This is a genomic window from Pseudomonas sp. GW821-FHT12A04, from assembly GCF_058807755.1.
This window is the reverse complement of record NZ_JBXAQZ010000002.1, coordinates 447,123-473,096: the sequence shown is the minus strand read 5'-3', so window position 1 is coordinate 473,096 and position 25,974 is coordinate 447,123. Positions and strand designations below refer to the sequence as shown.

Annotated in this window: 31 protein-coding genes; 21 read left to right on the top strand and 10 right to left on the bottom strand. The window is 61.0% G+C overall.

What is annotated here, in order from left to right:
• Positions 1 to 26: 26 nt before the first annotated feature.
• From AC1RS8_RS05005 to AC1RS8_RS04980, 6 genes are all read left to right on the top strand, one after another.
• Positions 27 to 926 (top strand): energy transducer TonB, encoded by a 900-nt coding sequence (locus AC1RS8_RS05005; protein WP_057712923.1) that lies wholly within the window; start codon positions 27 to 29, stop codon positions 924 to 926.
• Positions 927 to 1,110: 184 nt separating this feature from the next.
• A complete protein-coding gene (locus AC1RS8_RS05000) occupies positions 1,111 to 1,683 on the top strand; it encodes a YqgE/AlgH family protein (RefSeq protein WP_057712922.1) in 573 nt (190 codons plus the stop codon).
• Entirely contained in the window at positions 1,683 to 2,120 is a 438-nt protein-coding gene (gene ruvX / locus AC1RS8_RS04995; RefSeq protein ID WP_056726497.1) for a Holliday junction resolvase RuvX, read from the top strand. Before AC1RS8_RS05000 ends, ruvX begins: the two co-directional genes overlap by 1 nt.
• A 79-nt stretch (positions 2,121 to 2,199) precedes the next feature.
• On the top strand, positions 2,200 to 2,703 hold the full coding sequence (gene pyrR / locus AC1RS8_RS04990; protein ID WP_057712921.1) for a bifunctional pyr operon transcriptional regulator/uracil phosphoribosyltransferase PyrR: 504 nt from the start codon (positions 2,200 to 2,202) through the stop codon (positions 2,701 to 2,703).
• Positions 2,704 to 2,730: 27 nt separating this feature from the next.
• A complete protein-coding gene (locus AC1RS8_RS04985) occupies positions 2,731 to 3,750 on the top strand; it encodes an aspartate carbamoyltransferase catalytic subunit (protein WP_046039254.1) in 1,020 nt (339 codons plus the stop codon).
• The gene (locus tag AC1RS8_RS04980) at positions 3,747 to 5,018 is read left to right on the top strand and encodes a dihydroorotase (protein ID WP_223500832.1); all 1,272 of its coding nucleotides are present in this window, start codon (positions 3,747 to 3,749) and stop codon (positions 5,016 to 5,018) included. Before AC1RS8_RS04985 ends, AC1RS8_RS04980 begins: the two co-directional genes overlap by 4 nt.
• Positions 5,019 to 5,133: 115 nt before the next feature.
• On the opposite strand, the gene AC1RS8_RS04975 is transcribed toward AC1RS8_RS04980, so the two are convergent.
• Entirely contained in the window at positions 5,134 to 5,562 is a 429-nt protein-coding gene (locus AC1RS8_RS04975) for an NINE protein (protein WP_057712919.1), read from the bottom strand.
• A 251-nt stretch (positions 5,563 to 5,813) separates the two neighbouring features.
• Here AC1RS8_RS04975 and AC1RS8_RS04970 point away from each other — a divergent pair, with 251 nt between their 5' ends.
• Complete coding sequence (locus AC1RS8_RS04970; RefSeq protein ID WP_057712918.1) at positions 5,814 to 6,434, top strand: C40 family peptidase; 621 nt, start codon at positions 5,814 to 5,816, stop codon at positions 6,432 to 6,434.
• Positions 6,435 to 6,578: 144 nt separating this feature from the next.
• On the opposite strand, the gene AC1RS8_RS04965 is transcribed toward AC1RS8_RS04970, so the two are convergent.
• Positions 6,579 to 7,613: a type IV pilus twitching motility protein PilT gene (locus tag AC1RS8_RS04965; protein ID WP_154947802.1), complete on the bottom strand. Its 1,035-nt coding sequence runs from the start codon at positions 7,611 to 7,613 to the stop codon at positions 6,579 to 6,581.
• A 56-nt stretch (positions 7,614 to 7,669) separates the two neighbouring features.
• Here AC1RS8_RS04965 and AC1RS8_RS04960 point away from each other — a divergent pair, with 56 nt between their 5' ends.
• The 10 genes from AC1RS8_RS04960 to AC1RS8_RS04915 all read left to right on the top strand — a co-directional run bounded on the left by AC1RS8_RS04960 (position 7,670) and on the right by AC1RS8_RS04915 (position 14,650).
• A complete protein-coding gene (locus AC1RS8_RS04960; RefSeq protein ID WP_057712916.1) occupies positions 7,670 to 8,356 on the top strand; it encodes a YggS family pyridoxal phosphate-dependent enzyme in 687 nt (228 codons plus the stop codon).
• A gap of 35 nt (positions 8,357 to 8,391) precedes the next feature.
• Positions 8,392 to 9,210, top strand: coding sequence for a pyrroline-5-carboxylate reductase (proC, locus tag AC1RS8_RS04955; protein ID WP_340312868.1), 819 nt, complete (start codon positions 8,392 to 8,394; stop codon positions 9,208 to 9,210).
• A gap of 10 nt (positions 9,211 to 9,220) precedes the next feature.
• Positions 9,221 to 9,811, top strand: a complete 591-nt coding sequence (locus AC1RS8_RS04950; protein ID WP_489339391.1) for a YggT family protein — start codon at positions 9,221 to 9,223, stop codon at positions 9,809 to 9,811.
• 4 nt (positions 9,812 to 9,815) lie between these two features.
• Complete coding sequence (locus tag AC1RS8_RS04945) at positions 9,816 to 10,112, top strand: DUF167 domain-containing protein (protein ID WP_008046477.1); 297 nt, start codon at positions 9,816 to 9,818, stop codon at positions 10,110 to 10,112.
• A 181-nt stretch (positions 10,113 to 10,293) separates the two neighbouring features.
• Positions 10,294 to 11,433: a homoserine O-succinyltransferase MetX gene (gene metX / locus AC1RS8_RS04940; RefSeq protein WP_008046479.1), complete on the top strand. Its 1,140-nt coding sequence runs from the start codon at positions 10,294 to 10,296 to the stop codon at positions 11,431 to 11,433.
• A gap of 7 nt (positions 11,434 to 11,440) precedes the next feature.
• The gene (metW, locus tag AC1RS8_RS04935) at positions 11,441 to 12,061 is read left to right on the top strand and encodes a methionine biosynthesis protein MetW (protein WP_056726485.1); all 621 of its coding nucleotides are present in this window, start codon (positions 11,441 to 11,443) and stop codon (positions 12,059 to 12,061) included.
• A gap of 26 nt (positions 12,062 to 12,087) precedes the next feature.
• Positions 12,088 to 12,522 carry a DUF4426 domain-containing protein gene (locus tag AC1RS8_RS04930; RefSeq protein ID WP_057712913.1) on the top strand — a complete coding sequence of 145 codons (435 nt, stop codon included), beginning with the start codon at positions 12,088 to 12,090 and terminating at the stop codon, positions 12,520 to 12,522.
• Positions 12,519 to 13,115: an RdgB/HAM1 family non-canonical purine NTP pyrophosphatase gene (rdgB, locus tag AC1RS8_RS04925; protein WP_007987823.1), complete on the top strand. Its 597-nt coding sequence runs from the start codon at positions 12,519 to 12,521 to the stop codon at positions 13,113 to 13,115. Before AC1RS8_RS04930 ends, rdgB begins: the two co-directional genes overlap by 4 nt.
• Entirely contained in the window at positions 13,112 to 14,317 is a 1,206-nt protein-coding gene (gene hemW / locus AC1RS8_RS04920) for a radical SAM family heme chaperone HemW (protein ID WP_489339392.1), read from the top strand. The genes rdgB and hemW overlap by 4 nt, the downstream gene beginning before the upstream one ends.
• A 9-nt stretch (positions 14,318 to 14,326) precedes the next feature.
• Positions 14,327 to 14,650 (top strand): DUF3392 domain-containing protein, encoded by a 324-nt coding sequence (locus AC1RS8_RS04915; protein ID WP_007987827.1) that lies wholly within the window; start codon positions 14,327 to 14,329, stop codon positions 14,648 to 14,650.
• Between the two features lie 117 nt (positions 14,651 to 14,767).
• Here AC1RS8_RS04915 and trmB read toward each other — a convergent pair whose 3' ends face one another.
• From trmB to AC1RS8_RS04895, 4 genes are all read right to left on the bottom strand, one after another.
• Positions 14,768 to 15,493 (bottom strand): tRNA (guanosine(46)-N7)-methyltransferase TrmB, encoded by a 726-nt coding sequence (trmB, locus tag AC1RS8_RS04910; RefSeq protein WP_057712910.1) that lies wholly within the window; start codon positions 15,491 to 15,493, stop codon positions 14,768 to 14,770.
• 9 nt (positions 15,494 to 15,502) lie between these two features.
• Positions 15,503 to 16,297 carry a thiazole synthase gene (locus tag AC1RS8_RS04905; RefSeq protein WP_007975390.1) on the bottom strand — a complete coding sequence of 265 codons (795 nt, stop codon included), beginning with the start codon at positions 16,295 to 16,297 and terminating at the stop codon, positions 15,503 to 15,505.
• 60 nt (positions 16,298 to 16,357) lie between these two features.
• Positions 16,358 to 16,558 (bottom strand): sulfur carrier protein ThiS, encoded by a 201-nt coding sequence (gene thiS, locus AC1RS8_RS04900; RefSeq protein WP_007953386.1) that lies wholly within the window; start codon positions 16,556 to 16,558, stop codon positions 16,358 to 16,360.
• A gap of 71 nt (positions 16,559 to 16,629) precedes the next feature.
• Entirely contained in the window at positions 16,630 to 17,010 is a 381-nt protein-coding gene (locus tag AC1RS8_RS04895; RefSeq protein ID WP_489339393.1) for a DUF423 domain-containing protein, read from the bottom strand.
• 74 nt (positions 17,011 to 17,084) lie between these two features.
• Here AC1RS8_RS04895 and mtgA point away from each other — a divergent pair, with 74 nt between their 5' ends.
• A complete protein-coding gene (gene mtgA, locus AC1RS8_RS04890; protein WP_057712908.1) occupies positions 17,085 to 17,807 on the top strand; it encodes a monofunctional biosynthetic peptidoglycan transglycosylase in 723 nt (240 codons plus the stop codon).
• Between the two features lie 162 nt (positions 17,808 to 17,969).
• On the opposite strand, the gene rpoH is transcribed toward mtgA, so the two are convergent.
• The 4 genes from rpoH to ftsY form a co-directional block, all read right to left on the bottom strand.
• Entirely contained in the window at positions 17,970 to 18,824 is an 855-nt protein-coding gene (rpoH, locus tag AC1RS8_RS04885) for an RNA polymerase sigma factor RpoH (protein WP_007975386.1), read from the bottom strand.
• 120 nt (positions 18,825 to 18,944) lie between these two features.
• A complete protein-coding gene (ftsX, locus tag AC1RS8_RS04880; RefSeq protein ID WP_057712907.1) occupies positions 18,945 to 19,967 on the bottom strand; it encodes a permease-like cell division protein FtsX in 1,023 nt (340 codons plus the stop codon).
• On the bottom strand, positions 19,964 to 20,635 hold the full coding sequence (gene ftsE / locus AC1RS8_RS04875) for a cell division ATP-binding protein FtsE (RefSeq protein WP_007975383.1): 672 nt from the start codon (positions 20,633 to 20,635) through the stop codon (positions 19,964 to 19,966). Before ftsE ends, ftsX begins: the two co-directional genes overlap by 4 nt.
• Positions 20,632 to 22,182, bottom strand: a complete 1,551-nt coding sequence (gene ftsY, locus AC1RS8_RS04870; protein WP_493162461.1) for a signal recognition particle-docking protein FtsY — start codon at positions 22,180 to 22,182, stop codon at positions 20,632 to 20,634. The genes ftsE and ftsY overlap by 4 nt, the downstream gene beginning before the upstream one ends.
• 342 nt (positions 22,183 to 22,524) lie before the next feature.
• Between ftsY and AC1RS8_RS04865 the strand changes: the two genes are divergently transcribed.
• From AC1RS8_RS04865 to rsmD, 3 genes are read left to right on the top strand one after another with little or no spacing between them, the layout of a single operon-like run.
• Complete coding sequence (locus AC1RS8_RS04865; protein ID WP_057712905.1) at positions 22,525 to 23,880, top strand: M16 family metallopeptidase; 1,356 nt, start codon at positions 22,525 to 22,527, stop codon at positions 23,878 to 23,880.
• Positions 23,873 to 25,363 carry a M16 family metallopeptidase gene (locus AC1RS8_RS04860; RefSeq protein WP_489339395.1) on the top strand — a complete coding sequence of 497 codons (1,491 nt, stop codon included), beginning with the start codon at positions 23,873 to 23,875 and terminating at the stop codon, positions 25,361 to 25,363. Before AC1RS8_RS04865 ends, AC1RS8_RS04860 begins: the two co-directional genes overlap by 8 nt.
• Positions 25,363 to 25,974, top strand: a complete 612-nt coding sequence (gene rsmD, locus AC1RS8_RS04855; RefSeq protein ID WP_057712903.1) for a 16S rRNA (guanine(966)-N(2))-methyltransferase RsmD — start codon at positions 25,363 to 25,365, stop codon at positions 25,972 to 25,974. Before AC1RS8_RS04860 ends, rsmD begins: the two co-directional genes overlap by 1 nt.

Sequence of the window (25,974 nt, the reverse complement as noted above, 5' to 3'; positions counted from 1 at the left end):
GAAAACGCGATGTTGGTTTCCTTGTCATGACACTCCCGTCCGATCTGCCTGCCGAACTCGCCCACCGTGGCGTGCGCCCGGTCGATCGCCTCGGTTTTACCCTGTTTCTGGCAGCGCTGATCCACTTGGCCTTGCTGTTGGGTGTCGGGTTTGCAGTGGTCGAGCCCAAGCAAATCAGCAAAACCCTGGAAATCACCCTCGCCACCTTCAAAAGCGAAAAAAAGCCCGAGAAAGCCGATTTCCTGGCCCAGGAGAATCAGCAAGGTAGCGGCACCCTGGATAAAAAGGCGATTCCCAAGACCACCGAGGTCGCGCCGTTCCAGGACAACAAGGTACAAAAAGTCACTCCACCGCCGGCTGCCAAGCCTGAAGTGCAGGAAGCCCCGCCCAAGGCTGCCGTGACCACCGTGGCGCCGAAGCCGAAAAAAGCCCCCGCCAAGACCGAGGAGCCCAAGACCGAGGTAAAAACCCAGGTCCAGGCGCCGACCTTCGACAGCGAGCAACTGTCCAGCGACATCGCCAGCCTGGAAGCGGAACTGGCCGCCGAACAACAGCTGTACGCCAAGCGCCCGCGCATTCACCGCTTGAGCGCGGCCTCGACCATGCGCGACAAGGGCGCCTGGTACAAGGACGAATGGCGCAAGAAAGTCGAGCGCATCGGCAACCTCAACTACCCCGACGAAGCGCGGCGCAAACAGATCTATGGCAACTTGCGCCTGATGGTGTCGATCAACCGTGATGGCTCGTTGTATGAAGTGCTGGTGCTGGAATCTTCAGGCCAGCCGCTGCTGGACCAGGCGGCGCAACGGATCGTCCGGCTGGCGGCACCGTTTGCACCGTTTACCGGGGATTTGTCGGATATTGACCGGCTGGAGATCATCCGCACCTGGAAATTTGCCCGCGGCGATCGCCTCTCCAGTAACTGACCACCCCCCCCCCCCACCTGTAGGAGCGAGCTTGCTCGCGATAAACCTGAGAGCACAGCGGGGTGTCAACCTGGCAGCGTTATCCTTGACGACCATCGCGAGCAAGCTCGCTCCTACAGAATTGCGCTAATTCCTGTGCATCCCCAGCTTGTCAGTTCGCCCCTCGAACGCCACACTAGCGGTCATGAAAAACGTCAGCCCCAGCTACCTCAAGCATCAATTCCTGATCGCCATGCCGCACATGGCCGACCCGAACTTTGCGCACACCTTGACCTACATCGTCGAGCACACGGCCAATGGCGCCATGGGGCTGGTGGTCAACCGTCCGCAAGATCTGAACCTGGCCGATATCCTTGAGCAATTGCGCCCGGAAATCGAACCTCCAGCGCTCTGCCAACATGTACCGATCTTCATCGGTGGCCCGGTGCAGACCGATCGCGGTTTCGTCCTTCACCCCAAGGGTCAGAGCTTCCAGGCGACCGTTGATCTGGAAGACGAGTTGGCCCTGTCGACCTCCCAGGACGTGCTGTTCGCCATCGCTGACGGCGTCGGCCCGGCAAAAAGCCTGATCGCCCTCGGCTACGCCGGTTGGGAAGCCGGGCAACTGGAGGCCGAACTGGCGCAGAACGCCTGGCTGAACTGCCCGTTCGACGCGGACATCCTGTTCAACACCAGCAGCGAACTGCGTCTGGAAGCGGCCGCCAAACACCTGGGCGTCAACCTCAGCCTGCTGACCAGCCAGGCGGGGCACGCCTGATGGCCCTGAAGCTGATTCTGGGTTTTGACTACGGCACCAAACAGATCGGCGTTGCGGTCGGCCAGGTGATTACCGGCCAGGCCCGCGAGCTGTGCACCCTGAAGGCGCAGAACGGCATTCCTGACTGGAACCAGGTCGAAGCCCTCATCAAAGAGTGGAAACCCGATGCCGTGGTGGTCGGCCTGCCGTTGAACATGGACGGTACGCCCAGCGACATGTGCGCCCGCGCGGAAAAGTTCGCCCGGCGCCTGAACGGCCGCTTCAACCTGCCCTTCTATACCCACGATGAACGTCTGACCACCTTCGAGGCCAAGGGCGAACGCCTGGCTCGTGGCGGCCAGAAAGGCAGTTACCGCGACAATCCGGTCGATGCCATCGCCGCCGCCCTGCTGCTGCAAGGCTGGCTCGACGAAAACACCGCACTGTTTGAATCCTGAAGAGCCGCTGTGCGTCTCTCTTAGCTACAACCCGAGCCACTTCCCGCACAGGCTGGCTCGGGCCCAAGAAGGAGCAACCATGAGCCTGCCCAATCCCGCCGAACTGATCAGCCAGATGGCGACCCGACTTGACGCCTATCTGGCCAAACGAGGCATCAGCGACCCGCGTTTCATCGGCATCCGCACCGGCGGCGTCTGGGTGGCCCAGGCTCTGCTCAAGGAGCTGGGCAGCAATGACCCCCTCGGCACCCTGGACGTGTCCTTCTACCGCGACGATTTCAGCCAGAACGGCCTGCACCCGCAGGTTCGCCCTTCGGCGTTGCCGTTCGAGATCGAAGGCCAGCACCTGGTGCTGATCGACGACGTGCTGATGAGCGGCCGGACCATCCGCGCCGCCATGAACGAACTTTTCGACTACGGCCGCCCGGCCAGCGTAACGCTGGTGTGCCTGCTGGACCTGGACGCCGGCGAACTGCCGATCCGCCCGAACGTGGTTGGCGCGACCCTGTCGCTGGCGGCCCACGAACGGGTGAAGCTGTCCGGTCCCGAGCTCGCGCTCGAACTGCAAGACCTCGCCCTTTAATTCGCCCTATTGAGAGTCCCCCTTGCGATGACGCCTCTAGAAACCAAGCGCCCGCTGCAGCTCAATGATCAGGGCCAGCTGCGCCACTTCCTCTCGCTCGACGGTTTGCGCCGCGAACTGTTGACGGAAATCCTCGACACTGCCGACTCCTTCCTTGAAGTCGGCGCCCGGGCCGTGAAGAAAGTCCCGCTGCTGCGCGGCAAGACCGTATGCAACGTGTTCTTCGAGAACTCCACCCGTACCCGCACCACCTTCGAACTGGCGGCCCAGCGCCTCTCGGCGGACGTGATCACCCTCAACGTGTCGACATCGTCGGCAAGCAAGGGCGAAACCCTGCTCGACACCTTGCGCAACCTGGAAGCCATGGCTGCCGACATGTTCGTCGTGCGCCACGGCGATTCGGGTGCCGCGCACTTCATCGCCGAACATGTTTGCCCACAAGTGGCGATCATCAACGGCGGTGACGGCCGGCACGCTCACCCGACCCAGGGCATGCTCGACATGCTCACCATCCGCCGGCACAAGGGCGGGTTCGAAAACCTTTCGGTGGCCATCGTCGGCGACATCCTGCACTCGCGGGTTGCGCGCTCGAACATGCTGGCCCTGAAAACCCTGGGTTGCCCGGATATTCGCGTGATTGCGCCGAAAACCCTGCTGCCGATCGGCATCGAGCAATACGGCGTGAAGGTCTACACCGACATGACCGAAGGCCTGAAGGACGTTGACGTGGTGATCATGTTGCGTCTGCAGCGTGAACGCATGACCGGCGGCCTGTTGCCGAGCGAAGGCGAGTTCTACCGCCTGTTCGGCCTGACCACCGCGCGCCTGGCCGGCGCCAAGCCCGATGCCATCGTGATGCACCCGGGGCCGATCAACCGTGGCGTGGAAATCGAGTCTGCGGTGGCCGACGGCCCGCACTCGGTGATCCTCAACCAGGTGACCTACGGGATCGCCATTCGTATGGCGGTACTGTCCATGGCCATGAGCGGGCAGACTGCGCAACGCCAATTCGAGCAAGGCCAATTCGAGCAGGAGAAAGCCCAGTGAAGCTCAGCATTCTCGGCGCCCGCGTGATCGATCCGGCCAGTGGCCTGGATCAAGTGACCGATATCCACATTGAAGCCTGCAAAGTCGTCGCCCTTGGCGCGGCGCCAGCCGGTTTTGTCGCCGTCGACACGATTGACGCCAAAGGCCTGGTGGCCGCTCCCGGCCTGGTCGACCTCAACGTTGCCCTGCGCGAGCCGGGTTACAGCCGCAAAGGCTCGATTGTCAGCGAAACCCGCGCAGCGGCGGCTGGCGGCGTGACCAGCCTGTGCTGCCCGCCAAAGACCAAACCGGTGCTGGACACCTCGGCGGTGGCCGAACTGATCCTCGACCGTGCCCGCGAGGCCGGCAACACCAAAGTCTTCCCGATCGGCGCCCTGAGCAAAGGCCTGGACGGTGAACAGCTGGCAGAGCTCGTAGCACTGCGCGATGCCGGTTGCGTGGCCTTCGGCAACGGCCTGGAGAGTTTCCGCAACACCCGCACCCTGTGTCGGGCGCTGGACTACGCAGCGACTTTCGACCTGACGGTGATTTTCAACTCCCAGGATTACGACCTGGCCGAGGGCGGCCTGGCTCACGAAGGCCCGACCGCCAGCTTCCTTGGCCTGCCGGGCATCCCGGAAAGCGCTGAAACCGTCGCCCTGGCCCGGGATCTGCTGCTGGTTGAACAGACCGGCGTGCGCGCGCACTTCAGCCAGCTCACCAGCGCACGCGGCGTAGAGCTGATCGCCCAGGCCCAGGCCCGGGGCCTGAAGGTGACAGCGGATGTCGCCCTGTACCAGCTGATCCTGACCGACGAAGCCCTGATCGACTTCAGCAGCCTGTATCACGTCCAGCCACCGCTACGCACCCGCGCCGACCGCGACGGCCTGCGCGCAGCGGTGAAGTCGGGCGTGATCTCGGCCATCTCCAGTCATCACCAACCCCATGAGCGTGACGCCAAACTGGCACCGTTCGGCGCGACCGAGCCGGGCATCAGTAGCGTTGAACTGCTATTGCCACTGGCAATGACCCTGGTCGAAGACGGCTTGCTGGACCTGCCGACGCTACTGAAACGCCTGAGCGTCGGCCCTGCAGAGGCCCTGCGCCTTCCGGCAGGCAAACTGGCGGTAGGTGGCGCGGCGGACATCGTGCTGTTCGACCCTGCGGCCTCGACCGTGGCCGGTGAAACATGGCTGTCCAAGGGCGAAAACTGCCCGTTCATTGGCCACAGCCTGCCGGGTGTGGTGCGTTACACCCTGGTGGATGGACGGATCAGCCACCAGGCTTAAGACCGCGTCGCCTGCATTCGCGAGCAAGCCCGCTCCCACATTGGTTCTGCGATGAACACAGTATTTGTGAACACCAAAGATCAAATGTGGGAGCGGGCTTGCTCGCGAAGACGATTTAGAAGGCGCCTCTGTTCTGCGCATTACGCACAGAAACCTGGTCATTCAACGTCCAGAAGTCATACAGCACCCCGAGAAAGAACAACCCGCCCGTCAACAGGTACAGCAACCCGCTGATCCATTTCCCCTGATACATCCGGTGCACGCCGAACACCCCGAGAAACGTCAGCAGGATCCACGCCACGTTGTATTCGACGGGGCCTGCGGTGAACCGCAGGTCCGCTTCACGGTCCATGGACGGGATCAGGAAAAGGTCGATCAGCCAACCGATCCCCAGCAAGCCGAAGGTGAAGAACCAGATCGTCCCGGTCACCGGCCTGCCGTAATAGAAGCGGTGAGCCCCGGTAAAACCGAAAATCCACAGCAGGTAACCGATCACTTTGCTGTGGGTGTCTTGCTGCTGGACAGCCTGTTGATAGGGGTTCATGAATGACCTCGATTCACACGATAGATAAATATTCTTTAATTCTTTGTGACTTTTTTACAGGCACCCGACGTATGGCAAGTGCTACCTTCACTCCCGTCAAAGCCTTGTAACACCGGACTCCTGTCCGACAATTGCACCATTTTGCCGCTTTTTTGCCACCATTGCCCCCCGGATTGAATCGACCAACGGCCTCGGAAGCGGCAAAAAAGCTGTTATAAAGTTGCGCGCTAACCTATTAAGAGCCTTGCCTAATGCGTTCATTTTTCAAGACATGGCTAACCATTTGCCTTTTGATGCCACTGGCCGCCCACGCCACCAATCGTGAGCAACGTCTTCCAAACGTTAATGGTTACACCCCAAAATCCCATGCCTCTGCTCCTTCGAGCAAAGACAAGAAATCCGCTAAATATGCTCCAAGCCTGGCCAGCAGCAAAAGCGGCCTGGTTCCACCGATGGGCACCAAGGAAAGCAGCGACGTGCTTAGCCGCGCGGTGAACGTCCTCGGTACCCCTTATCGTTGGGGCGGCAGCAGCCCAAGCAAAGGCTTCGATTGCAGCGGCCTGGTGAAATACGCGTTCAACGACGCCACGTTCGACCTGCCACGCACCTCCAACGCCATGGCCAGCGGTCATGGGGAGAAAGTCGATCGCAACGACCTGAAGCCGGGCGACCTGATTTTCTTCAACATCAAGAGTCGTCGGGTCAATCACGTTGCCATTTACCTGGGTAACGACCGCTTCATCCACGCGCCACGTCGTGGCAAGTCGGTCTCCATCGACACTTTGAAGAAACCGTACTGGGAAAACCACTACGTGGTTGCCAAGCGGGTTCTGCCGAAAGAACAGAATGCGTTGCGGGTTGTTCAGCGCTGATTTGAATTTCCGGGGAATGCCCTTGGAAAGTGCTTGAACATGATGACCCCCTTCGCGAGCAAGCTCGCTCCCACTTTGGAATGCACTCCCCTGTGGGAGCGAGCTTGCTCGCGAAGAGACCCTTGAAAGCACCTCAAATCTTCCTCAAAAATTATCCGGCGACCGCGCCTTCTCCCGCGCATGGTCACGACTGACCAACCCCTTGGTCACCAGGTCCTTCAAGCTCATATCCAGCGTCTGCATCCCCAACGACCCTCCCGACTGAATCGCCGAGTACATCTGCGCCACCTTGTCCTCGCGGATCAGGTTCCGGATCGCCGATGTCCCCAGCATGATCTCGTGGGCCGCGATGCGTCCGCCGCCGATTTTCTTCACCAGGGTCTGGGACACCACCGCCAGCAGCGACTCGGAGAGCATCGAGCGCACCATCGACTTCTCGTCCCCCGGAAACACATCGACCACCCGGTCGATGGTTTTCGCCGCCGACGTGGTGTGCAGCGTGCCGAACACCAGATGGCCGGTTTCGGCAGCGGTCAACGCCAGGCGAATGGTTTCCAGATCGCGCATCTCCCCCACCAGGATCACATCCGGGTCTTCCCGCAGTGCCGAACGCAAGGCGGTGGCGAAACTACGGGTATCACGATGGACTTCACGCTGATTGATCAGGCATTTGCGCGACTCGTGAACGAACTCGATGGGGTCTTCGATGGTGAGGATGTGGTGATGGCGATGGGTATTGAGGTAATCGATCATCGCCGCCAGCGTAGTGGACTTGCCGGAACCGGTCGGGCCGGTTACCAGCACCAGGCCACGGGGAGCGTCGGTCATCTTGCGGAACACGTCGCCCATGCCCAGCTCATCCATGCTCTGCACTTTCGCCGGAATGGTGCGAAACACCGCGCCCGCGCCACGGTTCTGGTTGAACACATTGACCCGAAAACGCGCCACGCCGGGTACTTCAAAGGAAAAGTCGGTTTCCAGATGCTTTTCGAAGTCCACCCGCTGGGCGTCATTCATGATGGCATGGATCAGAGTCTGCACCTGTTGGTGATCCAGGGCCGGCAAATTGATGCGTCGCACATCACCGTCGACGCGAATCATCGGCGGCAGGCCGGCGGACAAGTGCAGATCGGATGCCCCCTGTTTGGCGCTGAATGCCAGCAGCTCAGTGATATCCATAGCGCCTCTCAATTCCAGTAGAATGCCGCGAACCTTCAGACCGCTGGCGCCTCTTGATGTCCACCATAGCAGACAACATTCTTCAGGTTAGTTCGCGCATACATGCTGCAACACTTGCCGCGAACCGCGCCGAAAACAGCGTCCAGTTGCTGGCTGTGAGCAAGACCAAACCCGCTCAAGACCTGCGTGAAGCCTACGCCGCCGGCCTGCGCGACTTTGGCGAGAACTACCTTCAGGAAGCGTTGGGCAAGCAACTCGAACTGGCCGACCTGCCCTTGATCTGGCACTTCATCGGCCCCATTCAATCGAACAAGACTCGCGCTATCGCCGAGCACTTCGACTGGGTGCATTCCGTGGATCGCCTGAAAATCGCACAACGGCTGTCCGAACAACGTCCCGCCGATTTGCCGCCTTTGAACATCTGCATTCAGGTCAATGTCAGCGGCGAGGCCAGCAAGTCCGGCTGCACCCCGGCCGATCTGCCGGCCCTGGCCAATGCCATCTGCGCCCTGCCGCGCCTGAAACTGCGCGGGTTGATGGCAATCCCCGAGCCGACGGAAGATCGCGCCACCCAGGATGCCGCTTTCGCTACCGTGCAAAGTCTGCAAGCCAGCCTGAACCTGCCGCTCGACACACTTTCCATGGGCATGAGCCACGATCTCGAATCGGCCATCGCCCAAGGCGCCACTTGGGTGCGGATCGGTACCGCCCTGTTTGGCGCCCGCGACTACGGCCAGCCTTGAAAAATGGCTGACTCTTCTCTTTATAAGGACCTGACATGAGCAAGACACGTATTGCCTTTATCGGTGCCGGCAACATGGCCGCCAGTCTGATCGGCGGCCTGCGGGCCAAGGGTCTGGAAGCAGCACAGATCCGCGCCAGCGATCCGGGCGAAGAAACCCGTGCCCGCGTGAGCGCTGAACACGGCATAGAAACCTTTGCCGACAACGCCCAGGCCATCGACGGTGCCGACGTGGTCGTGCTGGCGGTCAAACCCCAGGCGATGAAAGCCGTGTGCGAAGCCATTCGCCCAAGCCTCAAGCCCCATCAACTGGTGGTTTCGATTGCCGCTGGCATCACCTGCGCCAGCATGAACAACTGGCTCGGCGCCCAGCCGATCGTGCGCTGCATGCCCAACACCCCGGCGCTGGTGCGTCAGGGCGCGAGCGGTCTATTCGCAACGGCCGAAGTGTCAGCCGAACAGCGTCAGCAAGCCCAGGAACTGCTGTCCGCGGTCGGTATCGCCCTATGGCTGAATGACGAGCAGCAATTGGATGCCGTCACCGCCGTTTCCGGCTCGGGCCCGGCGTATTTCTTCCTGCTGATCGAAGCCATGACCGCCGCCGGCGTGAAACTCGGCCTGCCGGCGGACATCGCTGCGCAACTGACCCTGCAAACCGCCCTGGGCGCCGCACATATGGCGGTCTCCAGCGACGTCGACGCGGCCGAGTTACGCCGCCGTGTCACCTCGCCTGCCGGCACCACGGAAGCTGCAATCAAGTCGTTCCAGGCCAATGGCTTTGAAGCCTTGGTCGAAAAAGCACTCGGCGCTGCCGCGCATCGCTCGGCCGAGATGGCCGAACAACTGGGTCAATAAGGAGCTTTTCATGATTGGATTGAATACTGCAGCGGTCTACGTGCTGCAAACCCTCGGCAGCCTGTACCTGCTGATCGTGCTGATGCGTTTCGTACTGCAACTGGTGCGGGCGAACTTCTACAACCCGATTTGCCAGTTCATCGTGAAGGCCACCCAGCCGCTGCTCAAGCCGCTGCGCCGGATCATCCCGAGCGTATTCGGCCTGGACATGTCCTCGCTGGTGCTGGCGATCCTGGTGCAACTGGCGCTGATGGCCCTGACCCTGCTGCTGACCTACGGCACCATCGGCAACCCGCTGCAATTGCTGATCTGGTCGATCATTGGCGTGACCGCGCTGTTCATGAAGATTTTCTTCTTCGCCCTGATCATCAGCGTGATCCTGTCCTGGGTCGCCCCGGGCAGCCATAACCCGGGCGCCGAACTGGTGAACGACGTCTGCGAACCGGCCCTGGCGCCGTTCCGCAAGTTCCTGCCGAACTTGGGCGGCCTGGATCTGTCGCCGATCTTTGCGTTCCTGGCACTCAAGCTGATCGACATGCTGGTGATCAACAACCTCGCCGCCATGACCATGATGCCGCAAATCCTCCGCGTGTTGATCTGACCGGGTGAGCTGGTTTCGCTGGGACGGTGACGACCTGATTCTGGAGTGTCACCTGCAACCGGCAGCCCGCAGTGATGACTTCTGCGGGCTGCACGGCGATCGCCTGAAGATCCGCCTGACCGCGCCGCCGGTCGAGGGCAAGGCCAACGCGTATCTGATGGCGTTTCTGGCCAAGGCCTTTGGCGTGTCCAAGAGCCAGGTCAGCCTGATCAGTGGCGAGTTGAACCGGCAGAAACGGGTGCGAATCTGCTCGCCGAAGAAGTTGCCGGACTTGCCTGATCTGGTGCGTCCCGCAGGCTGACCGCGTCATCGTTCATCGCGAGCAAGCTCGCTCCCACATGGACCGCATCAATCCTGTGGGAGCGGGCTTGCTCGCGAAGGCCGCACCGCGGTTCTGCTGAATGAAATCAGGCCCGATCGTTGCTTGCCGCTAACCCCAGCGGTCTTTAGACTTACGCCTCATTTCAATGAGAGCAGGGTCGATGCCAGCTGCCTTTCCCCCCGATTCTGTTGGTCTGGTGACGCCGCAAGTGGCGCACTTCAGCGAACCCCTGGCGTTGGCCTGCGGTCGCTCGCTCCCGGCCTATGACCTGATCTACGAAACCTACGGCACGCTCAACGCCACGGCGAGCAACGCCGTGCTGATCTGCCACGCCCTGTCCGGCCATCACCACGCCGCCGGCTACCACAGCGCCGACGACCGCAAACCCGGTTGGTGGGACAGCTGCATCGGTCCCGGCAAGCCGATCGACACCAGCAAGTTCTTCGTGGTCAGCCTGAACAACCTCGGCGGCTGCAACGGTTCCACCGGCCCGAGCAGTATCAACCCGGACACCGGCAAGCCGTTCGGCGCCGACTTTCCGGTATTGACCGTGGAAGACTGGGTGCACAGTCAGGCGCGTTTGGCGGACCGTCTCGGCATCGCCCAGTTCGCGGCCGTTATCGGCGGCAGCCTCGGCGGCATGCAGGCGATGCAATGGAGCATCACTTACCCTGACCGCATCCGTCACTGCCTGGCCATCGCCTCGGCACCCAAGCTGTCGGCGCAGAACATCGCGTTCAACGAAGTGGCGCGCCAGGCGATCCTCACCGACCCGGAATTCCACGGCGGTTCGTTCCAGGAACACAACGTGATCCCCAAGCGCGGCCTGATGCTGGCGCGGATGGTCGGGCACATCACCTACCTGTCCGACGACTCCATGGGCGAGAAATTCGGCCGCGGGCTCAAGAGCGAGAAGCTCAACTACGACTTCCACAGCGTCGAGTTCCAGGTGGAAAGCTACCTGCGCTATCAGGGCGAAGAATTCTCCGGGCGCTTCGATGCCAACACCTATCTGTTGATGACCAAAGCGCTCGATTACTTCGATCCGGCGGCGAACTTCGACGATAACCTGGCAAAAACCTTTGAAGGCGCCAAGGCCAAGTTCTGCGTGATGTCGTTCACCACCGACTGGCGCTTCTCCCCTGCCCGCTCGCGGGAATTGGTGGACGCACTGATGGCCGCGCGCAAGGACGTCTGCTACCTCGAGATCGACGCTCCGCAAGGCCACGACGCCTTCCTGATTCCGATCCCGCGCTACCTGCAGGCATTCGGCAATTACATGAACCGCATTACGTTGTGAGAAAGCCATGAGAGCTGATCTGGAAATCATCCAGGAATGGATCCCCGCCGGCAGCCGCGTGCTCGACCTCGGGTGCGGCGATGGCGAACTGCTGACCTGGCTGCGCGATAACAAGCAAGTCACCGGTTATGGCCTGGAAAACGACGCCGACAATATCGCCGAGTGCGTGGCCAAGGGCATCAACGTCATCGAACAGGACCTGGACAAGGGCCTGGGCAACTTCGCCAGCAACAGTTTCGATGTCGTGGTCATGACCCAGGCGCTGCAAGCGGTGCACTACCCGGACAGGATCCTCGAGGAAATGCTGCGCGTCGGTCGCCAGTGCATCATCACCTTCCCCAACTTCGGCCACTGGCGGTGCCGCTGGTACCTGGCGAGCAAGGGCCGCATGCCGGTTTCCGAGTTCCTGCCGTACACCTGGTACAACACGCCGAACATTCACTTCTGCACCTTCGCCGACTTTGAAGCCTTGTGTCGCGAACGTGAAGCGAAGGTCATTGATCGGCTGGCCGTGGATCAACAGCATCGGCACGGGTGGGCCAGCAAGCTATGGCCTAATCTGTTAGGTGAGATCGGTATCTACCGCGTCAGCAGTCCGGGACTTTCCGACCACAAGGTCGCGGTCTGATCCACCCTACTTCAAGGAGAACGATCATGGGTCGTCTAGCGTTGTTTCTACTCACTGCCTGCCTGAGCGTCACCGCCATGGCCGCCGACGCCATCAAGAGCGAACGCAAGGAAACCTTCGGTGACGTGACGGTGCACTACAACACCTTCAACTCCACCTACCTGCTACCGGACGTTGCCAAGGCTGCCCAGCTGACCCGCAGCAAGGATCAGGGCGTGATCAACATTTCGGTGATCAAGGCCGGCACGCCGATGGCGGCCGACGTCAGCGGCACCGTCAAAGACCTGACCAGCCAAAGCTACACACTGAACTTCAAGCAGGTCACCGAGCAAGGAGCGATTTACTACATCGCCCAATACCCGGTACCGCAGCAGGAAATCCGCACCTTCAACATCAAGGTGCAGACCGGCGACAAGATCAACACCATCAATTTCAACCAAGAGCTCTTCCCTGGCCAATGATCAACTTCACGCAACTCGTACTGGCCAGCCATAACGCCGGCAAACTCAAGGAACTCCAGGCCATGCTCGGCGAGTCGGTGCACCTGCGCTCGATCGGCGAGTTCAGCAGCGTCGAGCCTGAAGAAACCGGCCTGTCGTTCGTCGAGAACGCCATCCTCAAGGCCCGCAATGCCGCGCGCATTTCCGGCCTGCCGGCGCTGGCCGACGATTCCGGGCTGGCGGTGGATTTCCTTGGCGGCGCGCCCGGTATCTACTCGGCGCGTTATGCCGATGGCAAGGGCGATGCGGCGAACAACGCCAAGCTGCTCGACGTGTTGAAAGACGTGCCTGAAGCCGAACGTGGCGCGCAGTTCGTCTGCGTGCTGGCACTGGTGCGCCACGCCGATGATCCGTTGCCGATCCTCTGCGAAGGTTTGTGGCACGGGCGAATCCTGACCCAGGCCAGCGGCGAACACGGTTTTGGCTACGACCCGCTGTTCTGGGTGCCGGAGCGCGATTGCTCCAGCGCCGAGCTGAGCCCAGGCGACAAGAACCAGATCAGCCACCGCGCCCGTGCAATGGATCTGCTGCGCCAGCGTCTGGGCTTGAAATGACCCGTGAATCATCCGCGTCGCCGCTGATCTTCGGCGGCGACGCTCAATCGCCTCGGGCGGCCCTGCCTGTGCTGCCGCCGCTGGCGCTGTACATCCACATCCCGTGGTGCGTGCGCAAATGCCCTTATTGCGACTTCAACTCCCACACCGCCAGCCCCGTGCTGCCGGAAGAAGAGTACGTCGACGCATTGCTGGCCGATCTCGATCAGGACCTGCACGCCGTTTATGGTCGTGAGCTGAGCTCGATTTTCTTTGGTGGCGGCACGCCAAGCCTGTTCAGCGCTGATTCGCTGGGTCGCTTGCTCAAAGGCGTCGAACAGCGCATTCCGTTTGCCAGCGACATCGAAATCACCCTGGAAGCCAATCCGGGGACGTTCGAGCAAGACAAGTTCGTGGCGTACCGGAAACTGGGGATCAATCGCCTATCGATCGGTATTCAGAGCTTTCAGCAAGAAAAGCTCGAGGCCCTGGGACGAATTCACAACGGTGACGAAGCCGTACGCGCCGCCGGTATGGCGCGGCAGGCCGGGTTCGACAACTTCAACCTGGACTTGATGCATGGCTTGCCGAATCAGTCCCTGGACGATGCCTTGGCGGACCTGCGCACAGCCATCGCCCTGAAACCGACTCACCTGTCGTGGTATCAACTGACTCTGGAACCGAACACAGTATTCTGGAACCAGCCACCGACTCTGCCGGAAGACGACACGCTGTGGGACATTCAGGAGGCCGGGCAAGCACTGCTGGCTGAACATGGTTACGTGCAATACGAAGTTTCGGCCTATGCCCTGCCCGGTCGCCCGGCGCGCCACAACCTCAATTACTGGAGTTTTGGCGACTTCATTGGCATCGGCGCCGGCGCCCATGGCAAGCTCAGCCATCCGGACGGGCGCATCATTCGCACCTGGAAGACCCGCCTGCCCAAGGATTACCTGAATCCGGCGAAAAGCTTTAAGGCCGGCGAGAAAGCGCTGGGCAACGATGAAATGCCGTTCGAATTCCTGATGAACGCACTGCGCCTGACTGAAGGCGTCGAATCGCGGCTGTACCCGGAACGTACCGGCATGACGCTGGAAAGCCTCGCTGAAGGCCGCCGTGAAGCCGAACAAAGCGGCCTGTTGCAGGTCGAACCTTCACGTCTGGTAGCCACCGAGCGCGGACAACTCTTCCTCAACGACTTGCTGCAGAAATTTCTGACATAAGGAAATCGAATGGATTTGGTACTCGACCTGCTTGCCACTGTGTCTCGCTGGAGCCGCAGCAACCTCTCGGAAATCGCCCTGGCCCTGGTGGGCTGCCTGTTGGTGCTGTTTGGTGCGGATTTCAAAGGCTGGGTCGAGCAACGCCTGGGCAGCATCGCCGGCGCCTTGCGCGTGCCGCTGATGTCTCTGCTGTGCATGATCGGCAGCGGCGCGGCGCTGATCTACGCCACGCCGTGGGTCGTGCGCGGCTTGAGCCAGTTCAACAACTACAGCCTGGCGCCGGTGTTGCTGGTGGTGCTGGTGTTGATTGGCGTGGTCGCTGACCGCCGCTGATCTCAGCCACACCCTAAAACAACTGTGGGAGCGAGCTTGCTCGCGATGAGGCCATAACATCCAACATCTCTGTTGACTGCCAGGCCGCCATCACGAGCAAGCTCGCTCCCACAGGTTTTACGCCAGTTTTTCGAACTTCAAATCCCACACCCCATGCCCAAGACGTTCGCCACGGCGTTCGAACTTGGTGATCGGGCGCTCGGCCGGGCGTGGTACGCACTTGCCGTCTTCGGCGAGGTTGCGGTAACCCGGCGCGACGTTCATCACTTCCAGCATGTATTCGGCGTACGGTTCCCAGTCAGTGGCCATGTGCAGAATGCCGCCGACTTTCAATTTGCTGCGCACCAACTCAGCGAAGGACGCCTGAACGATACGACGCTTGTGGTGACGGCTCTTGTGCCACGGATCCGGGAAAAACAGCATCAGGCGATCGAGGCTGTTATCGGCCACGCAGCGGTTGAGCACTTCGATAGCATCGCAATCGTAGACCCGCAGGTTGGTCAGGCCTTGTGTCAGCACGCCATTGAGCAGCGCACCGACACCCGGACGGTGAACCTCAACGCCAATGAAATCCTGATCCGGCGCAGCCGCTGCCATTTCCAGCAGCGAATGGCCCATGCCGAAACCGATTTCCAGCGAGCGCGGTGCCGAGCGACCGAACACCTGGTCGAAATCCACCGGCGCGTCGGCCAGCGGCAGCACGAACAGCGGAGTGCCCTGCTCCAGGCCCTTTTGCTGGCCTTCGGTCATGCGCCCGGCGCGCATCACGAAACTCTTGATGCGGCGGTGTTGGCGCTCGTCGCCTTCTTCCGTCTGGATAGGCGTGTCGTTCGATTCAGTCATCAATGGCTCTTACTTGATCAGACCATCCAGCGGCGAAGAGGCGCTGGCATAGAGTTTTTTCGGCATGCGGCCGGCGAGGTAGGCCAAGCGGCCTGCGACGATCGCATGTTTCATGGCTTCAGCCATCATGACCGGCTGCTGGGCGTGGGCGATGGCCGAGTTCATCAGCACCGCATCACAACCCAGTTCCATGGCGATAGTGGCGTCGGAAGCGGTACCGACACCGGCATCCACCAGCACCGGGATCTTGGCTTCTTCGAGGATGATCTGCAGGTTATATGGATTGCAGATCCCCAGGCCCGAACCGATCAGACCGGCCAGCGGCATCACCGCGATGCAGCCGATTTCCGCCAATTGACGGGCGATGATCGGATCATCACTGGTGTAGACCATCACGTCGAAGCCTTCCTTGACCAGCGTTTCGGCAGCCTTGAGGGTTTCGATCACGTTGGGGAACAGGGTTTTCTGATCCGCCAGCACTTCCAGCTTGACCAGGTTGTGGCCATCGAGCAGCTCACGGGCCAGGCGGCAGGTGCGCACAGCCTCGATAGCGTCATAGCAACCGGCGGTGTTCGGCAGGAAGGTGTAGCGGTCCGGCGACAGCACTTCGAGCAGGTTCGGCTCGCCCTCGATCTGGCCAAGGTTGGTGCGGCGCACGGCGAAAGTGACGATCTCGGCACCCGAGGCTTCGATGGCCAGGCGGGTTTCTTCCATGTCACGGTACTTGCCGGTACCGACCAGCAAACGCGACTGGTAAGTACGACCGGCCAGGACGAAAGGCTTGTCGCTGCGAACGATGCTCATGGGAAATCCTCTGTAGGGGTGAGGTACTTGCAGAATTCTGTGGCCACTGGGGCGAGGCTGCTAGCCGCCGCCGATGGCGTGCACCACTTCGACGTTGTCGCCGTCGTTCAACGTGGTGTCTGCGTGCTGACTGCGCGGGACGATATCCAGATTGAGTTCGACCGCCACCCGGCGTCCGGTCAGGTCCAGACGGGTCAGCAGGGCCGCAACGGTTTCACCGTCGGGCAGTTCAAAGGATTCGCCGTTCAACTGAATGCGCATGCCGGATGCCGCCATCATTTTTAGGGGCTGGCATTCTAGCCCGATCGTGACCTAAAGGTCAGCAATAAGCGTCAAGTGGTCAGCGGCAAGCGCCAGGCGGCGAGGCCCAGGCAGAGCCAGCCCGCGAGGAAGGCCAGGCCACCGAACGGGGTGACAATGCCAAGCTTGCTGATACCCGTCAGCGTCAGCACGTAAAGGCTGCCGGAGAACAGCAGGATCCCGACGGCAAACGATGCGCCGGCCCATGTGAGCAAACGGCCGGGAATCTGCGTGGCCAGCAGCGCCACGCCCAGCAGCGCCAGGGTGTGCACCAGCTGGTAAGTGACGCCGGTATGAAAAATCGTCAGATATTCAGGTGTCAGACGGTTTTTCAGGCCATGGGCGGCAAAGGCCCCGAGGCCGACACCGGTGAAGCCGAAAAAAGCGGCCAGCATCAGAAAGCCACGCAGCATGCAGAACTCCAGTCAGTTTCGATCCAAAGGGTCTGTATAATGGCCCGCTCAACGGGTTCGGCCAAGCCATCTCTATGCTGCGTATCTATTTCCGTCATTTCTCCAAGGCCGTGCTCTGGTTCATGGGTGGCAGCGTATTGCTGGTGCTGATCTTTCGCGTGGTGCCGCCACCGGGGACGACGCTGATGGTCGAGCGCAAGATCGAATCCTGGTTTGACGGCGAACCCATCGACCTGCAACGGACCTGGAAACCCTGGGACGAAATCTCCGATGACCTGAAAGTCGCGGTGATTGCCGGCGAAGACCAGAAATTCCCGGAGCACTGGGGCTTCGATATCGGCGCGATTCAGGCGGCGTTTGCCCATAACGAGCGCGGCGGTTCGATCCGTGGCGCCAGTACCCTCAGCCAGCAAGTCTCGAAAAACCTGTTCCTGTGGTCTGGCCGCAGCTGGCTGCGTAAAGGCCTGGAGGCCTGGTTCACCGGACTGATCGAAGTGTTCTGGCCCAAGCAACGAATTCTTGAGGTGTACCTCAACAGTGTCGAGTGGGATGACGGCGTGTTTGGCGCCGAAGCGGCGGCCCGGCATCACTTTGGCGTGAGCGCCAGGAACCTCAGCCGTCAGCAATCGAGCTTGTTGGCCGCCGTACTGCCCAACCCTCGCGTGTGGAGTGCGAGCCATCCGACCGCTTACGTGGCGCGACGTGCAGGCTGGATTCGGAGACAGATGAGCCAGTTAGGTGGCGACAGCTATCTGGTCGGGCTGAACGATTCGCGCCGGGCGCCTTGGGCCCAATAACTGATCCCAATTTTTCAGACCCTGAAAACCACTGTGGGAGCGGGCTTGCCCGCGATGACGGCCTGACATTCAACTTTTATATTGAATGTTCGGGCCTCATCGCGAGCAAGCTCGCTCCCACAGGATCAATGATCGGGGCGTTTTTTATTGCCTGCTCGCCAGTTACGCAGCGATCGACAACTTGAGCTTGTTCATCGCGCTTTTCTCAAGCTGACGAATACGCTCGGCCGACACGTTGTACTTCTGCGCCAGGTCGTGCAGCGTGGCTTTTTCTTCCGCCAGCCAGCGCTGGTAGAGGATGTCACGGCTGCGGTCGTCCAGCACTTCCAGCGCTTCGTGCAGGTTGTGGTTGGAGTTGTCGCTCCAGTCGGCATCTTCCAGTTGACGGGCCGGATCGTACCGGTGGTCTTCCAGATAGTTGGCCGGCGACTGGAATGCACTGTCGTCGTCCGCTTCGGCAGCCGGGTCGAAGGCCATGTCATGGCCGGTCAGGCGGCTTTCCATCTCGCGTACTTCCCGAGGCTCTACACCCAGGCTTTCCGCTACGCGATGGACTTCTTCGTTGTTCAGCCAGGCCAGACGCTTCTTCTGGCTGCGCAGGTTGAAGAACAACTTGCGCTGGGCCTTGGTGGTCGCGACTTTCACGATGCGCCAGTTGCGCAGGATGAACTCGTGGATTTCCGCCTTGATCCAGTGCACGGCAAAGGACACCAGGCGCACGCCCATTTCCGGGTTGAAGCGCTTCACGGCCTTCATCAGGCCGACGTTGCCTTCCTGGATCAGGTCAGCCTGAGCCAGACCGTAGCCGGAATAGCTACGGGCGATATGTACGACAAAACGCAGGTGGGCGAGCACCATCTGCCGAGCCGCCCCCAAATCCTGCTCATAATAGAGACTCTCGGCCAGTTCACGCTCCTGCTCCGGCGACAGCAATGGAATGCTGTTGACGGTGTGCACATAGGCCTCCAGGTTCGCACCCGGGACCAGAGCATATGCAGGTTGCAAAGAATTGGTCATACGAAAAAACCTCCGACTTACAAACTCGTGCAGTTCAGCACTGCGAAAATTGACCGGAAACCGAAAGACAAGTTCCCTAAAACCCAAAAACGCTGAAAGGTCAATACGAGCAAAATGATACTACTTAGGCGCAAGCTCCCTCAGGTGGCGTGCGACTGCAATCCATGCACCGATATACCCCAACAGCACCGCGCCAAGCAAGAGAGACAGACCGTCGGCAACTGGCACTCCAGCCAGCGCAAAATCACTGCCGTACAAACCGGCCAGCCCCACCACCGCGTCGTTCAGCCAATCAAGGCCGAACGCCAGAACGCCCCAGGACAGAATCCCCGCACCGAAGCCATACAGCGCGCCCATATACAGAAAGGGCCTGCGCACATAGCTGTCAGTGCCGCCGACCAGTTTAATCACTTCTATCTCTGTGCGGCGGTTTTCAATATGAAGACGAATGGTATTGCCTATCACCAAAAGTAATGCAGAAACCAGAAGCACGGTCAGACCGAAGACAAAACGGTCACCCAGCTTGAGGATGGCTGCCAGACGCTCGACCCAGACTAAATCAAGTTGCGCCTGTTGTACCTTCGGCAGCTCGGATAGTTTTTGTCTTAATGCTTCAAGAGCCGGCTTGTCGACTTCAGTCGGCGTCACCAGGACCACGCCCGGCAGCGGGTTCTCCGGCAACTCCTTGAGCGCCTCGCCCAGCCCGGACTGTTGCTGGAACTCTTCCAGCGCCTGATCCCGGCCAACGTATTCGGCCTCGGCGACGCCAGGCATGCCCTTGATCTGATCGCGCAGCGCTTCGCCTTCGGCCGGCTTGGCCTCAAGGTCCAGATACAGGGAAATCTGCGCCGCACGCTGCCAGGAACCGCCCAGACGCTCGACGTTACTTAGCAAAAGTGACAGCCCCATGGGCAAACTCAGGGCCACCGCCATCACCATGCAGGTGAAGAAACTGCCGATAGGCTGCTTGCCCAGGCGGCGCAGGCTGTCCACCAGACTGGCGCGATGACTTTCGATCCAGGCGCGGAACAACGTGGCAAAGTCCGGCCCGTCGTCATCGTCGTGTTTTTTCTTTTGCGGCTGCGGATCGGCGGCCTTCGGGGCCACACGCTCGGAAACCTTGGGGCTACGTGTTGCACTCATACCGCGGCCTCCCCGTCACCGATCAATCGACCGCGTTGCAAGGTCAGCATGCGATGGCGCATGCGGGCGATCAGGGCCAGGTCGTGACTGGCGATCAGCACGCTGGTACCCAGGCGATTGATGTCTTCGAACACACCCATGATCTCAGCGGCCAGGCGCGGGTCGAGGTTACCGGTCGGCTCATCCGCCAGCAGCAAGGCCGGACGGTGAACGATGGCGCGGGCGATGCCGACGCGCTGCTGCTGACCGGTGGACAGGTCACCCGGGTACAGATCGGTTTTATCCGACAGCGCCACGCGCTCCAGTGCCGAGTCCACGCGCTTGGCGATCTCGGCCTTGGACAGCCCCAGGATCTGCAAAGGCAACGCGACGTTATTGAACACCGTGCGATCGAACAGCAACTGGTGATTCTGGAACACCACGCCGATCTGCCGACGCAAGAAAGGAATCTGCGCGTTGCTGATGGTGCTCAGGTCTTGCCCGGCGAGCAGCAACTTGCCGCTGGTCGGGCGCTCCATCGCCAGCAACAGGCGCAACAGCGTGGATTTACCGGCGCCGGAATGGCCGGTGACAAACAAGAACTCGCCACGACGGACTCGAAAGCTCAGCTCATGCAAGCCGACGTGACCGTTCGGGTAGCGCTTACCGACCTGTTCGAAACGAATCATGAACGCTCCCGCTCGGCAAACAATGCCTGGACAAAGGGTTCTGCTTCAAAGGTACGCAAATCGTCGATGCCTTCGCCGACGCCAATGTAGCGGATCGGCAGGCCGAATTGCTTGGCCAGGGCGAAAATCACCCCGCCTTTGGCGGTGCCGTCGAGCTTGGTCAGCGCCAGGCCAGTCAGTTCGACGGTCTGGTTGAATTGCTTGGCCTGGTTGATGGCGTTCTGGCCGGTACCGGCGTCAAGCACCAACAGCACTTCGTGAGGTGCGTCGGCGTCGAGCTTGCCGATCACCCGGCGAACCTTTTTCAGTTCTTCCATCAGGTTGTCTTTGGTGTGCAGGCGGCCGGCGGTGTCGGCGATCAGCACATCGATGCCACGGGCCTTGGCGGCCTGCACGGCGTCGAAGATCACCGAGGCCGAGTCGGCGCCAGTGTGCTGCGCGATCACCGGGATCTTGTTGCGCTCACCCCATACCTGCAATTGCTCCACTGCTGCGGCACGGAAGGTGTCGCCGGCGGCGAGCATGACTTTCTTGCCTTCCAGCTGCAGTTTCTTCGCCAGCTTGCCGATGGTGGTGGTCTTGCCGGCACCGTTGACGCCGACGACCAGAATCACGAACGGCTTGTTTTGCGAGGCGATTTTCAGCGGCTGCTCGACAGGCTTGAGCATCGCTGCCAGCTCGGCTTGCAGGGATTTGTACAGGGCATCGGCATCGGCCAGCTCCTTGCGCGCAACCTTCTGCGTCAGGCGCTGAATGATCACCGAGGTGGCTTCGACACCCACGTCGGCGGTCAGCAAACGGGTTTCGAGGTCTTCGAGCAACTCGTCATCGATGACCTTTTTGCCCAGGAACAGGCTGGCCATGCCTTCGCCGATACTGGCGCTGGTCTTGGACAGGCCCTGCTTGAGGCGGGCGAAGAAACCGGCTTTGGTTTCTTCCGTGCGTACCGGCTCGACCGGGGCTTCGACGGGCGCCGCGATCGGCTCAGGAATCGGAGCGGGTGCCGGTGCTTGAGCAACCGGAGCAACCGGAGCAACCGGAGCAACCGGAGCAACCGGAGCAACCGGAGCAACGAATACCGGAACCTCTGGCTGACTGACAACGGGCACAGGCTCGGCCACGACGACTGGCTCAACAATCGGTTCGACCACAGGCGCGTGAACCGGGGCAGGCGTAAACGCTGCCGGAGCCGGAATCGGTGGTGTCACGTGAGGAGCCAGGTCATTTTCGACCAATGCTACGGGTTCTTCGGCCACTGGCAGGGTCAACCACGGTTCGGCCGTCGGGGCCGGAGGCTGTTCGGTGACGATTTCGCTGACTGGTTCGGGAACGGCTTCAACCTTGGGTTGCAGCGACGGCTCGGCAATCGGCAGAACAACCGGCGCGGGCGTTTCTTCTATTACCGGGACCGGCGTCGGCGCAGGTTCAGGAATGGCTTGTGGCTGTTCGACGACGGGTTCCTGCGGCTTTTTGCGCAGCCATCCGAACAGGCTTTTCTTCTCGCCAGCCGCAGCTGGGGTCTTCTTGTCGTCGTTGGAACCAAACATGGAGGACGGCTATCTCACGGTAGCGACGCGCCAATGGCGCCCCGGCAAATAAATATTCGATGCAGAACAGACTGTGTTTCACCCAGCTTGTTCACGCGCAACATTTTGTCGAGGTGCGAACGGCACCTCACGGAAACGTTTTTACGAAGGACTAAAGCAGCAAAATCGGCGAAAAAGCAGAGTTTAGTTGATAAATTCCAACCTTCTGCTGCAAACCCATACAACCTGATCAAACGCAAAGGCCTGATAGGCGTGGCCGCCAGTAAAACGGATCAGTATCCTAGCACCCTCTCGCCCGCTGACGCTAAGAACAAGCGGGCAGCCCCAAAGGTTTGAAAACGAATGAATGCTCTTGCCCGCCGCGCCGCAGGCCTGCTGCTCAGCACAGTTTGCCTGCCCCTTTCGGCCCTGGCTGCCGACCCGCAACCCACCCACGAATTCACTCTCGACAATGGCTTGAAGGTGGTCGTGCGCGAAGACCACCGTGCGCCCGTGGTAGTTTCCCAGGTCTGGTACAAGGTCGGCTCCAGCTACGAGACACCGGGTAATACTGGCCTGTCCCACGCCCTGGAACACATGATGTTCAAGGGCAGCGAGAAAGTCGGCCCCGGCGAAGCCTCGCTGATCCTGCGCGACCTCGGCGCCGAAGAGAACGCATTCACCAGCGATGATTTCACCGCCTATTACCAGGTGCTGGCCCGGGATCGCTTGGGCGTGGCCTTCGAACTGGAAGCCGACCGCATGGCCAGCCTGCGCCTGCCGCCCGACGAGTTCGCCAAGGAAATCGAGGTCATCAAGGAAGAGCGTCGCCTGCGTACCGACGACAAGCCGATGGCCAAGGCCTACGAGCGTTTCAAGGCCATGGCTTACCCGGCAAGCGGCTATCACACGCCGACCATCGGCTGGATGGCCGACCTTGAGCGAATGAAAGTCGAAGAGCTGCGCCACTGGTACGAAACCTGGTACGTGCCCAACAACGCCACGCTGGTGGTGGTTGGCGATGTCACCCCGGACGAAGTCAAAACCCTGGCCCAACGCTATTTCGGCCCGATCGCCAAGCGTGAAGTGCCCGCCGCGAAAAAACCGCTGGAACTGGCCGAACCGGGCGAGCGCCAGATCACCCTGCACGTGCAGACCCAACTGCCTAGCCTGATGCTGGCCTTCAACGTGCCGAGCATCGCCACAGCCGAAGACAAGCGCCTGGTCAATGCCCTGCGCCTGATCTCCGCACTGCTCGACGGCGGCTACAGCGGACGTATCCCGACGCAACTGGAGCGCGGAGAAGAACTGGTGTCCGGCGGCTCGTCGAGTTACGACGCCTATACCCGTGGTGACAGTCTCTTCACCCTGTCGGCATCGCCAAACTCGCAGAAACACAAGACCATCGCCCAGGCGCAAGCCGGTTTGTGGAAGCTGCTCGACCAGCTGAAAACCACGGCGCCAACCGCTGAAGAGCTGGAGCGCGTACGCGCACAAGTCATCGCCGGCCTGGTCTTCGAGCGCGACTCGATCACCAGTCAGGCCACCGCCATCGGCCAACTGGAAACAGTCGGCCTGTCATGGAAACTGATGGACACCGAACTGGCCGATCTGGAAAGCGTTACGCCGGAAGATATCCAGAAAGCCGCCAAGCTGTATTTCACTCGCGAACGTCTCAGCGTCGCCCATGTACTGCCTCTGGAGACGACTCATGAGTGAGCGTAAACCCTCCCGCCTGGCCCTGATCGGCCTGATCGCCGTCACCGTTATCGGTTCTGCAGCGTTCTATTTGTCGCGCTCTGTCGAAACCAATGCCAGCGAAGCCCTCGACAAGGCCAAGGCCAGTCAGAAACTGCAGTCGCTGACCGAACTCAACGGCAAGGCACCGAACCACCGCAAGCTGGACGTGCAGACCTGGAACACCGCCGAAGGCACCAAGGTGCTGTTTGTCGAAGCCCATGAGCTGCCGATGTTCGACATGCGCCTGATCTTCGCTGCCGGTAGCAGCCAGGACGGCGATGCACCGGGCGTGGCGGTGTTGACAAACGCCATGCTCAATGAAGGCGTGGCCGGCAAAGACGTCGGTGCCATAGCCCAGGGCTTCGAAGGCCTGGGCGCCGATTTCGGCAACGGCGCGTTCAAGGACATGGCAATCGCTTCGCTGCGTAGCCTGAGTGCCAAGGACAAGCGCGAGCCGGCCCTGAAGCTGTTCGCCGAAGTCATCGGCAAGCCGACTTTCCCTGCCGATTCGCTGGCCCGCATCAAGAACCAGATGCTTGCCGGTTTCGAATACCAGAAACAGAACCCCGGCAAACTGGCGAGCCTGGAGCTGATGAACCGCTTGTACGGTGATCACCCGTATGCACACGCCAGCGACGGCACGGCGAAAACCGTACCGGAGATTACCCAGGCCCAGCTGCGTGCTTTCCACGAGAAAGCCTACGCAGCCGGTAACGTGGTGATCGCACTGGTCGGCGACCTGTCCCGCACGGAAGCCGAAGCGATTGCCGCCCAGGTTTCCGGCGCCCTGCCCAAAGGCCCGGCCTTGCCGAAAATTGCGCAACCCGCTGAGCCCAAGGCCAGCGTCGGCCATATCGAGTTCCCGTCCAAGCAGACCAACCTGATGCTCGCGCAATTGGGCATCGATCGCGATGACCCGGACTATGCGGCATTGTCCATGGGTAACCAGATTCTCGGTGGCGGCGGCTTCGGCACCCGCTTGATGAGCGAAGTGCGCGAGAAGCGTGGCCTGACTTACGGCGTGTATTCGGGCTTTACGCCGATGCAGGCGCGTGGCCCGTTCATGATCAACCTGCAAACCCGCGCCGAGATGAGCGAGGGCACCCTGAAACTGGTGCAGGATGTGCTGGCCGACTACCTTAAAACCGGTCCGACCGAAAAAGAGCTCGACGACGCCAAGCGCGAACTGGCCGGCAGCTTCCCGCTGTCCACCGCCAGCAACGCCGATATCGTCGGCCAACTGGGCGCCATCGGCTTTTACAACTTGCCGTTGAGTCACCTGGAGGACTTCATGCAACAGTCCCAGTCTCTGACCGTCGAGCAGGTCAAAGCCGCCATGAACAAACACCTGAGCACGAACAAGATGGTCATCGTCAGCGCTGGCCCGACCGTGCCGCAAAAGCCGTTACCGGCCCCTACTGATAAACCTTCCGAGCAGCCGCTCGGGGTTCCGGAGCATTAATGGCTACTCATTCGAAAAAACCTGCCCGCAACGTCCACAACGGCGTGAACCAGCTGCGCATCATCGGCGGCGAATGGCGCAGCCGGAAGCTGAGCTTCCCCGACGCCCCGGGCCTGCGTCCGACACCGGACCGCGTGCGTGAAACCCTGTTCAACTGGCTCGCGCCTTACGTGCCGGGCGCCAAGGTGCTCGACCCGTTCACCGGCAGCGGCGCGCTGTTCCTCGAAGCCCTGTCCCGTGGCGCGGCCATGGGCCAGGCGCTGGACGCCAGCAGCATCGCGGTGTCCAGCCTGAAGGAACACCTGGGCACATTGCGCTGCACCAACGGCCAGGTCCAGACCGCCGACGCCCTGCGCTACCTGGAAACCCAGACCGCAACGGCCTACGACCTGGTGTTCCTCGATCCACCGTTCAACCAGAACCTGCTGCCCGCCGTTTGCAAGTTGCTCGAAGAGCGCCAATGGCTGGCCGAAGACGCCTGGGTGTACACCGAAAGCGAGTCGGCGCCGTCGACCCTGGGCCTGCCGCAGAACTGGCGCCTGCACCGGGAGCAGAAATCCGGGCGCGTCTACTACTCGTTGTGGCAACGTATGGCAGAGATCGTCGGTTAA